Source organism: Vibrio frigidus (genome assembly GCF_042465995.1).
Classification (GTDB): Bacteria; Pseudomonadota; Gammaproteobacteria; order Enterobacterales; family Vibrionaceae; genus Vibrio.
This window is the reverse complement of sequence record NZ_JBCDMC010000027.1, coordinates 1-10,821: the sequence shown is the minus strand read 5'-3', so window position 1 is coordinate 10,821 and position 10,821 is coordinate 1. Positions and strand designations below refer to the sequence as shown.

The following is a 10,821-nucleotide window of genomic DNA, read 5'->3' as shown; positions in this document are numbered from 1 at the left end:
TGTTCTTTGACTCATGATACAGGTCTCATTCCAAGGCATAAGCTTCTCCTCTATGAAGCTTACACATTAACACCTGTTACCCATGTGCCCGGTCAGATCTGTTACCTATGTGGGCGGTCAATACCCACGAGGGAATGACGATGCTACGAGGGAATGAGGGAATGAGGAGATTACAAGCTGTCATACAGATCAATCCAGTTTGGATTTTCCAATGAAATTAAATCCATCTTCCATTTTCTATTCCATTTCTTTAATCTTTTTTCCCTAAGAAATGCGGAATTCATATCACTATGCATTTCAAAAAAAACCAATTTATACGTTTTGTATTTACTCGAAAACCCTTGAACCACATTATTTTTATGTTGCCATATTCTCTGTTTCAACTGGCTCGTAACACCTATGTAAATAGCTCTATCATTACTTGAAGACATAATATAAACACAAGGTTGCATAGCAATGACTTCCGCCAAATTATTATAGGATAACAACCACAAATATTTATACGGCAGACTTAGCTAATTTGCTCGACCAGTTTCACGTATTTCACTTATACCAAATAACTCGCGATCGATTTTGCCAGTTCTTCGAAACGGTGTCGCAATGGCGAACCCGGCCGATAAACAAGAACAATTAGACGCGATGGCACGGGCTTTTTAGCCTTCAAATACTTCACACCGTCTTGAAGCCGATTTTCTGGAATCGAAAGTTCGGGTAACAATGTTATCCCTCCACCCGCGGCAACCATATTTCGAAGTGTTTCTAGGCTTGTTGCCTTAAAACGCTCATCATCTTTCGCTCCAGCAGCAAAACAGAAACCTAACGCCTGATCTCTCAAGCAATGCCCATCTCCTAGCGACAATACGGTATGGCCATTAAGCATCTGCATATCTAACTCATCTTGTTCTGCCCATTCATGCCCACATGGAACGGCCACATAGAGAGGCTCCGTATAAAGCTCTATCTCTTTAAACGGCTCCGTTTCGGCGACGGATGCCAATACCAAGCAGTCCAGCCGCCCCTCTTCCAATTGATTAACTAACTGGTTAGTTTGCGCCTCATGTAAAAAGAGATCGAGATCGGGAAAATCGTCTTTTAGCTTAGGTACAATTTTGGGCATTAAATATGGACCGACCGTAGGAATGAAACCAATATGTAGCGGACCACTCATCTCTTTACCTTGCAAACTCGCCATATCGGTAAAGGTTTTTACTTCACTTAAGATTTTTTTTGCTTGATCAACTAACTGTAAACCTGATTCTGTAAATAGAACTCGGCGGCTACTTCGCTCCAATAGCGTGGTCCCTAACCCGTCTTCTAATTTCCTAATTTGACCACTTAACGTTGGTTGGCTCACAAAACAGGCCTCTGCCGCTTTACGGAAATGTTTATGTTCAGCTAAAGCTACAAGATACTCAAAGTCTCGAATGTTCATTTTTTATACCCAAGATAGAAGTTAACTATCGTTACTATAGTATTAAACGATTAGAACTATCAAACGAAATATCTAATAATAGCATCAACGAAACGGAGACGTCTCCGCTAAATTAAATATTTATTCTGCCCAATCAGGCTTCAGACTTATTCTATAATCTATATTTAAACCCAAGGAAATTATTATGTTAGCAACTAAAGAAGGCCAAAACGTACCACAAGTTACTTTCCCTGCTCGTCAAGGTGATGCTTGGATCAGTATGACAACGGATGAGCTTTTTAAAGACAAAACGGTGATTGTATTCAGCCTACCGGGTGCGTTTACTCCTACGTGTTCTTCAAGCCACTTACCTCGCTATAACGAACTAAACTCTGTATTCAAAGACCATGGTGTCGACGACATCCTTTGTGTCTCCGTCAACGACACATTCGTTATGAACGCATGGAAAGATGACCAAGAAGCAGAAAACATTACCTTTATCCCTGATGGCAACGGTGACTTCACAGACGGCATGGGCATGTTGGTAGACAAAAGTGAGATCGGTTTTGGCAAGCGTTCATGGCGCTACAGCATGCTAGTTAAGAATGGGGTTGTTGAAAAAATGTTCATCGAACCAAACGAACCTGGCGACCCGTTCAAAGTTTCTGATGCAGATACGATGCTTAAGTACGTCGCGCCTGAATACAAAACTCAAGAATCTATCACTGTATTCACGAAACCTGGCTGCCCGTTCTGTTCTAAAGCGAAGCAAGACCTAAAAGCGAAAGGCCTTCAGTTTGAAGAAGTGGTACTTGGTAAAGATGCAACGACCGTTACATTACGTGCCGTAACAGGACAAACAACGGTACCTCAAGTCTACATTGGTGGTAAGCACATTGGTGGAAGTGAAGAGTTAGAGGCATTCTTAGGCCAATAATTCAAACGGAGAGCGTTCATTAACGCTCTCTATATGGTGCGTAAACCTCGTTTACGGTTTACGCACCATGCTCAATAGAAAAAGTCACCATTCAAACAAAGCACAAGCTAACAAAAGAGATCTCTCATGAAAAAAATCAATGTAGATGTGGCCATCATTGGCGGTGGTACAGCGGGTCTTGGCGCCTATCGTGCAGCAAAAGCACATAATAAAAACGTCGTGATAATTGAAGGCGGTCCTTTTGGGACAACATGTGCCCGAGTTGGATGCATGCCATCTAAACTGCTTATCGCAGCCGCAGAAAGTGTTCATCAGATTGAAAAAGCCCCTGCATTCGGCGTTCACCCTCAAGGCGAAATAGTGATTAATGGCCGTGAAGTGATGGACAGAATAAAAAGAGAAAGAGATCGCTTTGTAGGCTTTGTACTTGAAGGGGTAGATGAGATCCCTTCTGAAGATAAAGTTGTAGGTTATGCCAAATTTATCGATAACAGCACCTTGATGGTCGATGAGCATACGGAAATAAAAGCAGACCGTATCATTATCGCAACAGGTTCTCGACCTGCATACCCTGCCGTTTGGAATGACCTTGGCGACCGATTAGTTATCAATGATGATGTGTTTGATTGGGACGACCTACCTGAATCGGTCGCCGTATTTGGTCCCGGAGTAATTGGCCTTGAGCTAGGTCAGGCATTGCATCGTTTAGGTGTCAAAATAAAACTATTCGGTGTTGGCGGACAAGTCGGCCCTATCACTGACCCAGAAGTCATGGCATACGCTAACAACGCCTTTAAAGAAGAATTTTACTTAAACGCCGACGTAAAAGTTGAAAGCATGAAGCGCGTTGACGATAAAGTGGAAATACAGTTCATCAACCAAGACGATGAACTAGAACTATTTATTGTCGATTATGTTCTCGCGGCCACCGGTCGTAGAGCCAATGTGGATAAACTGGATATTGAGAACACGGATATCGAATTAGACGCTCGCGGAATACCAACAGCGGATCACTTCACATTACAAACCTCTGTCGCCAGTATTTTTGTTGCAGGTGATGCAAGCAATCAAATACCGTTGTTACATGAAGCGGCAGATCAAGGTCGTATAGCGGGAGATAACGCTGGTCGTTATCCTGATATCCGGGCCGGGCTTCGTCGCTCATCTATTTCTGCTGTTTTTACTGACCCACAGATTGCGATGGTTGGCGAAACGTATAAGCAGATAACGGAACGTTTGGGTAACTGTGGCTGCTTTGCGACAGGGGAAGTGTCGTTTGAAGGTCAGGGTCGGTCACGTGTAATGCTTCGCAATAAGGGGTTATTGCATGTCTATGGTGAACAAGGTACAGGACGATTCTTAGGCGCTGAAATGATAGGGCCTAGCGCAGAACATCTTGCCCATTTACTTGCGTGGGCACACCAAAATAAAATGACGGTTTCTGACATGCTCGACATGCCTTATTATCATCCTGTCATAGAAGAAGGCGTTCGTACCGCACTTAGAGACCTAAATGCCAAATTACATCTTGGCCCAGAGACAATTGAACATTGTCTGGATTGTGGTCCGGGTTGTTAATCTAACGAATACTTCGTTTTGAGTTTTGAGGCACCAAGGGGCTTCAGACTCAAAATTCTCAACACATTGTGATCTTTTAAAAATCCCCTTCTATGAGAACCCCCAAAAAAACGGTATCCTAACTACCCAATCCCCTTTGTGAATATTGCATGCAAGATAGACACGGGCTGTTAACGGCACCGATACCTCAAGTTCTTCGAAATATGACCGTACCTATGGTATTTGGGTTAGTTGCGATCTTGATGTTTAATGTTGTTGATACCTTTTTTATCTCCTTGCTCGGCACTGATGCACTTGCCGCAATAAGCTTTACTTTCCCGGTCACCTTCGGCGTCAACTGCATTACCATGGGGATAGGCATTGGTTTATCAACGAATATTGCCCGGCTATTAGGTCAGGGCGAAAACAAACATGCGGCACACTTTACTTCTCATGGTTTATTACTCGCAATACTACTTATTTCAATCGCCTCGCTTTTTGGTCTATTTACTATTGAGCCGCTGTTTGGTTTTTTAGGCGCTGAAGATAAACTCATACCGCTCATTAAAGAGTACATGCTGATCTGGTATGTCACGATTCCTTTACTGGTCATTCCGATGGCTGGTAATAGCGCTATTCGGGCAACAGGCGATACCAAGACCCCCGCCAAAATTATGATTGTGGCGGGACTGATTAACGGTATTCTGGATCCGCTATTGATCTTTGGCTACGGCCCTTTCCCTGAGTTAGGTATTCAAGGTGCGGCAATTGCCAGTGGTGTAAGTTGGTTTGGCGCCCTTCTCTGCTCACTCTATCTTTTGATCAAGAGAGAAAAACTACTTAGTTTACCCAATATTTCATACATTATTGCCGACTGGAAACAGGTTTTGAAAATAGGTACACCTGCTGGCATATCTACTGCAATGACACCCATTTCAGGTGCCGTTCTAATGATGCTTTTAGCCAATCATGGTACTGCTGCCGTTGCGGCTTATGGTGCAGCCCAACGTATTGAGTCTTTATTGTTATTGGTTGTCATGTCCTTAACTTCTGCTCTCACACCTTTTATGGCGCAAAATTTAGGTGCAAAAAACTACGAACGCAGCTTTGATGCCATGTTTCTGTCGATGCGTTTTTCATTGGTATTTCAGTTCTTTATTTTCATCATGATGATTCCTCTCAGTATTCCTATCGCGGCTCTGTTTGGTCGAGAAGAAGCGGTGAGTGATTTGATTTGGCTCTACCTCATCATCGTGCCTTTTAGCTATGGCTTCCAAGGCATTATTATGTTGTTAGTCAGCAGCCTAAATGCAATGCATCAACCACTACAGGCATTTTACTGGAGCTTTATGAGGTTGTTTATTTTCACCCTTCCTGCCGCTTGGATAGGCAGTTGGCTATATGGAATTCAAGGGCTATTCGCAGGGGTGTTGATAGGTAATATGGTCGGTGGTGTGTGTGGGTATTTATACGCGCTTAGACTACGGAGAGAGATGTTAGCTTTGAGTGTTGAGTGTTGAATCGGGGATCGCTCACTATGTTCGTTTCTGGAATCTACAAACGAACGCAGTGAGTGTTTAAAAAAACAAGGCACGACTAAATCAACTAAATCCCAGCACCATCAGTGTAAACATTAGATTTACCGTTAAACGCCTGATCCATATCCTCAGAGGGTTTGTCGGTTGTCGGTCGCCCTACTATTTTTGCAGGCACGCCAGCAACAGTAGTGTGCTCAGGGACGGATTGAAGTACCACGGAACCAGAGCCTATCTTCGCTCCTCGACCCACCTCAATATTGCCTAAGATTTTAGAACCAGCACCAATCATCACGCCTTCACGAATCTTCGGATGTCGATCGCCGCCTTCTTTACCTGTACCACCCAATGTTACGTTTTGCAGTATCGACACATCATCTTCAACTACGGCCGTTTCACCAATGACAATACCGGTAGCATGGTCAAGCATGATACCTTTGCCTATCGTCGCCGCAGGGTGTACATCTACTTGGCATGCAACCGAAATCTGGTTCTGTAAATAGGTAGCAAGAGCATAACGTTTTTGCTTCCATAGATAATTAGCAACCCGGTAACCTTGTAACGCATGAAACCCTTTCAGGTAAAGTAGAGGGATAGAATAAAGACTTACCGCAGGATCTCGGTTTACCGTAGCGCAGATATCAGACGCGGCTGATTCTGTAATTTCAGGATCCGCCGCCAACGCTTTTTCAACCACCTCTCTAACCGCCATCGCGGGCATCGACGCTGTTTTTAATTTGTTTGCCAATATATAGCTTAGCGCGGCACAAAGACTGTCATGATTTATAATGGTTGCGTGGTAAAAACTGGCCAGCATTGGCTCTTGTACGGCCTGCTCGCGTGCTTCCTTTACAATCGTCTGCCATACATTACTTGGCTTGCAGTGTTTCATACTTATCCTTCCGCTTTTTTATCTCTCGCCAATAGGTCTTGCGCTGCCAATCGAGCATCTTTACTTTGGTATAATACTTGATATATTTGGTCAACTATTGGCATTTCAACACCCATTCTCTGCGAAAGCAACCAAACTTCTTTCGTATTTCTGTATCCTTCGACAACTTGGCCTATCTCTACCTGTGCGGTATCAATATCCTTGCCTTGTCCCAATGCGAGACCAAATCGGCGATTACGGGATTGATTATCGGTACAGGTCAACACTAAATCACCCAAACCCGCCATTCCCATAAAGGTTTCTTGTTGTGCACCTAATGCCGTGCCCAAACGTGTCATCTCCGCTAAACCACGCGTGATCAATGCCGTACGGGCATTAGCACCAAAGCCAATACCATCCGACATTCCCGCACCAATAGCGATAACATTCTTAACCGCACCACCAAGTTGCATGCCAATAAAATCGTTATTTGCATACACTCGGAAGGTCTTACTACAGTGAATTTTTTCTTGAAGTTGCTCGACAAAGTCAGCATCAGGGGATGCTACTGAAATCGCCGTTGGCATACCAGCGGCAAGCTCTTTAGCAAAGGTTGGCCCTGACAAAACCGCAAGTGAATAGCTATCACCGATAACATCGTACGCAACCTCTTGAAGTAATCGACCCGTTTCAGGCTCTAAGCCTTTGGTTGCCCAACAAATTCTAGATTCTTCTTTTAGAAAAGGTTTTAGGCTTTTAAGTACAATGCCAAACACATGACTAGGTACTACGACGAGAAGATCTCTGCTTGCTTGGACCGCTTTCTTTAAATCAGACTCAACAATCAATGTGTCAGGAAACGTAATATCAGGTAAAAACTCTTGGTTAGCTCTGTCACTTTCAAGGCGCTGCATATGCTCAGGATCATGCCCCCACAAAACCACATTATCACCATTTCTAGCTAACGAAATCGCCAGTGATGACCCATATGAACCTGCTCCGATCACAGTCATTGCAATCTCTTTTCCATAGGCATTGTGAGAATTAATCATATGCACTTTTCCTGTCTGTGTTGTCGGTCTTAGGTTAGCTTAAGCAAAAAATGCACAAGCATAAAGCATTGTGCATTTTTATATCGAATCTTGAGCGCTCGCTTTTCTCTTTACCAGAATCTAGAAGCGATAAAAACGAAGGCTCTAAACCTAGGGTATAAGTCTACGCGTCAGTTGGCGTTTCTTCAGCTTGGGTTTGATTCTGTAGGTAGTTCATAAACAAAGCATCAAAGTTTACAGGTGCTAGGTTTAATTGTGGGAATGTCCCTTTAACCACTAAGCTAGAGATTGTTTCACGAGCATATGGGAAAAGGATATTAGGGCAGAAAGCACCTAAACAATGTGCAAGTTGTCCTGCTTCCATTTTCTCAGCAGTGAAAATACCACCTTGTTGAACTTCACATAAGAAGCCAGTCTCTTCTTCGTTTTTAACTGTCACAGTTAAACGTAGAACGACTTCGTAGACACCTTCACCAAGCTCACGGCTTTGAGTATCAAGATCAAGCTTAACGTCTGGAACCCACTCTTTTTGAAAAATAGTAGGAGAGTTAGGCGCTTCAAAAGAGAGATCTTTTAAGAAGATGCGTTGGATAGTGAAGTTCTGTTGGTTCTCTTGCGGTGCTGCTTCAGCCATGTTGTTTTCCTTAAATCTTTTTTCAAAGAATTCTGTAAGTCCATTAATAGGACGAAAATTGAGAATGCACTGAGACTAACTGAGCAAGTCGACAAAAACTAGATGAACAACTTATTTCGTGCTCGCTATCACATCTAATTCGGCAAAATGCTCTAAAACTATTCGGCGAATTAAAACCTATTCAGCGTAATAAAACATCCAGTGCAATAAATTTTATTTTTTACCACGAACGAGTGGCATTTTTGCTTCGCTCCAAGACAGAATGCCACCTTTTAATAAGTTAACATTCTCATAACCCGCTTTCGCTAACAGGTTTGCATTCTCGGTAGCCGCTTGGCCACTTTTACATACCACTGTAATTGGGCTCTCTTTGTATTTTTCAAGGTTTGGTACCGTTCCAGATTTGATTTCAGACGGTAAAATGTGAAGTGCACCGGTGATATGACCTTGTTTGAATTCGTCCTTCGTACGAATATCGATCACCACTCCTTCATCTCTGTTGATGAATTGAGTTAACTGAGCGGGTGATATTTCTTTGTATTTAGCCGTTGAGGTTTTATAGATGTTTAAAATAAGCGCCACAACGATACCAACAAAAGCCATAGCCAGCAGCATGTTGCCCTGTACAAAATCAATATATTCTTGCATTTCTAAAGTGCTCTTCGCGTTAGTTTTTCAAGTAGTGTGAGAGTATAACGAGTAACGCAAGCCGATGCTAGAATCTTAATAAATTTGCGCGGTCGCGAACACCCGTCATGACTAAACAACCACTATTCCAAACTATCAGGAATGGCAGTTATTAGCTTCGAACGACAAATCACAAACCACGCACCAACAAAAAACCTGCGCTTAGTCTCAAAACTGTAGTAAAATCACACTAATTTATTTTCTAGAATCTTTTAAAAATTTGACGAGGTCATAAGTATGTCAGCTAAAAATATGCCAACTAAGAAGCCGATGGCGCTAGTGATTCTTGACGGTTGGGGATACCGTGAAGAAAGCGCAAGCAATGCTATCAACAATGCAAATACGCCGTTCATGGATAGCTTGTTTGCTAATCAACCTAATACTCTTATTTCTGCTTCTGGTTTAGATGTTGGCTTACCTGATGGTCAAATGGGCAACTCTGAAGTTGGTCATACCAACATTGGCGCTGGTCGCGTGGTATATCAAGACCTTACACGCATCACTAAATCTATTGCTGACGGTGAATTCCAACACAATGAAACCCTTGTTGCGGCCATCGACAAAGCCGCGAAAACCGGTAATGCCGTGCACATTATGGGGCTGATGTCTCCAGGTGGTGTTCACAGCCATGAAGACCACATCTACGCAGCAATTAAAATGGCCGCAGAACGTGGTGCAGAAAACGTTTACCTTCACTGTTTCCTAGACGGACGTGATACCCCACCGCGTAGCGCAGAAAAATCACTTCAACGTTTCCAAGACCTATTTGCAGAACTCGGTAAAGGCCGCGTTGCTTCTCTCGTCGGTCGTTACTACGCCATGGACCGCGATAATAACTGGGATCGTGTAGAGCAAGCTTATAACCTATTAACGGATGCGAAATCTGAGTTTACTTATGACTCTGCTGTTGAGGGCCTTGCCGCCGCTTACGCTCGCGATGAAAACGACGAGTTTGTTAAACCAACAGAACTAAAAACAGAAGATCAAAAGTCTGCCGCTATTGAAGATGGCGATGCGGTTATCTTTATGAACTATCGTGCTGACCGTGCTCGTGAGATCACGCGTACATTTGTACCCGCATTTACAGACTTTGAACGTACTAAGTTTCCGGCCGTTGATTTCGTTATGTTGACTCAATATGCCGCAAATATTCCCCTACTTTGTGCATTCCCACCAGCGTCGCTAGAAAACACATACGGCGAATGGCTATCTAAAGCAGGTAAAACGCAGCTACGTATCTCTGAAACAGAAAAATACGCACACGTAACCTTCTTCTTCAACGGTGGCGTAGAAGATGAATTTGAAGGCGAAGTTCGCAGCCTCGTTGCTTCACCAAAGGTAGCAACGTATGATCTTCAACCGGAGATGAGCTCTGAAGAGCTGACTGAAAAACTGGTCGCCGCTATTAAGTCAGGTGAGTATGACAATATTATTTGTAACTACCCTAACCCTGACATGGTAGGTCATACTGGCGTTTATGAAGCAGCAGAGCAGGCTATTGAAGCTATCGATGGTTGCGTTGCACAGGTTGTGGCTGCAATCAAAGAAGTGGATGGCCAACTACTTATCACTGCCGACCATGGCAATGCAGAGATGATGGTAGACCCAGAAACAGGTGGTGTTCACACTGCGCACACAAATCTACCCGTTCCACTTATCTATGTTGGTAACAAAGATGTTGCGTTTAAAGAGGGCGGCAAACTGTCTGACCTTGCTCCAACGATGCTTAAACTAACCGATATGGAAATTCCTGCGGAAATGACAGGTGAAGTCCTAGTTTAATTTGAAGCACTAAGATACTTAAGCGCTCAATATTTTTGAATGTTGAGCGCTTTTTCGTTGGTACTTCGATTCTTTTGGCACTCTCCGTTCTATCCTCACGATCTCGTTTCCATCGTCACTTCATCGCTTTCATTACCATTCCCTCGGTTTCATCGTCATTCCCTCGGCCCCGTCGTCATTCCCTCGGCCCCGTCGTCATTCCCTCGAAAGAGGGAATCTGGTGCCGTAAGGTATTGACCGCCCACATAGGTAACAGATCTGACCGGGCACATGGGTAACAGGTGTTAATGTGTAAGCTTCATAGAGGAGAAGCTTATGCCTTGGAATGAGACCTGTATCATGAGTCAAAGAACAC

At 43.6% G+C, this 10,821-nt stretch carries 10 protein-coding genes; 4 read left to right on the top strand and 6 right to left on the bottom strand.

Annotation, left to right across the window (positions count from 1 at the left end; all coding sequences use genetic code 11):
• Nucleotides 1–170: 170 nt before the first annotated feature.
• Together AACW90_RS22805 and oxyR are read right to left on the bottom strand one after the other, a co-directional pair.
• Nucleotides 171–452, bottom strand: a complete 282-nt coding sequence (locus tag AACW90_RS22805) for a GIY-YIG nuclease family protein (RefSeq protein ID WP_390239337.1) — start codon at nucleotides 450–452, stop codon at nucleotides 171–173.
• 95 nt (nucleotides 453–547) lie between these two features.
• Nucleotides 548–1,432, bottom strand: a complete 885-nt coding sequence (gene oxyR / locus AACW90_RS22800) for a DNA-binding transcriptional regulator OxyR (RefSeq protein ID WP_390239334.1) — start codon at nucleotides 1,430–1,432, stop codon at nucleotides 548–550.
• Between the two features lie 184 nt (nucleotides 1,433–1,616).
• On the opposite strand from oxyR, the gene AACW90_RS22795 reads away from it, so the two are divergent.
• From AACW90_RS22795 to AACW90_RS22785, 3 genes are all read left to right on the top strand, one after another.
• Entirely contained in the window at nucleotides 1,617–2,348 is a 732-nt protein-coding gene (locus AACW90_RS22795; RefSeq protein ID WP_390239332.1) for a glutathione peroxidase, read from the top strand.
• A gap of 126 nt (nucleotides 2,349–2,474) precedes the next feature.
• The gene (locus tag AACW90_RS22790; protein ID WP_390239329.1) at nucleotides 2,475–3,926 is read left to right on the top strand and encodes a dihydrolipoyl dehydrogenase; all 1,452 of its coding nucleotides are present in this window, start codon (nucleotides 2,475–2,477) and stop codon (nucleotides 3,924–3,926) included.
• 149 nt (nucleotides 3,927–4,075) lie between these two features.
• Nucleotides 4,076–5,425 carry an MATE family efflux transporter gene (locus tag AACW90_RS22785; RefSeq protein WP_390239326.1) on the top strand — a complete coding sequence of 450 codons (1,350 nt, stop codon included), beginning with the start codon at nucleotides 4,076–4,078 and terminating at the stop codon, nucleotides 5,423–5,425.
• Nucleotides 5,426–5,510: 85 nt separating this feature from the next.
• On the opposite strand, the gene cysE is transcribed toward AACW90_RS22785, so the two are convergent.
• The 4 genes from cysE to AACW90_RS22765 all read right to left on the bottom strand — a co-directional run bounded on the left by cysE (nucleotide 5,511) and on the right by AACW90_RS22765 (nucleotide 8,645).
• Nucleotides 5,511–6,332, bottom strand: coding sequence for a serine O-acetyltransferase (gene cysE / locus AACW90_RS22780; RefSeq protein ID WP_390239322.1), 822 nt, complete (start codon nucleotides 6,330–6,332; stop codon nucleotides 5,511–5,513).
• Nucleotides 6,333–6,334: 2 nt separating this feature from the next.
• A complete protein-coding gene (gene gpsA, locus AACW90_RS22775) occupies nucleotides 6,335–7,363 on the bottom strand; it encodes an NAD(P)H-dependent glycerol-3-phosphate dehydrogenase (protein ID WP_390239319.1) in 1,029 nt (342 codons plus the stop codon).
• Nucleotides 7,364–7,526: 163 nt separating this feature from the next.
• On the bottom strand, nucleotides 7,527–7,997 hold the full coding sequence (gene secB, locus AACW90_RS22770; RefSeq protein ID WP_195704941.1) for a protein-export chaperone SecB: 471 nt from the start codon (nucleotides 7,995–7,997) through the stop codon (nucleotides 7,527–7,529).
• Between the two features lie 213 nt (nucleotides 7,998–8,210).
• Nucleotides 8,211–8,645: a rhodanese-like domain-containing protein gene (locus tag AACW90_RS22765; protein ID WP_195704940.1), complete on the bottom strand. Its 435-nt coding sequence runs from the start codon at nucleotides 8,643–8,645 to the stop codon at nucleotides 8,211–8,213.
• Between the two features lie 291 nt (nucleotides 8,646–8,936).
• Between AACW90_RS22765 and gpmM the strand changes: the two genes are divergently transcribed.
• Nucleotides 8,937–10,466, top strand: a complete 1,530-nt coding sequence (gpmM, locus tag AACW90_RS22760; protein WP_390239340.1) for a 2,3-bisphosphoglycerate-independent phosphoglycerate mutase — start codon at nucleotides 8,937–8,939, stop codon at nucleotides 10,464–10,466.
• Nucleotides 10,467–10,821 lie beyond the last annotated feature (355 nt).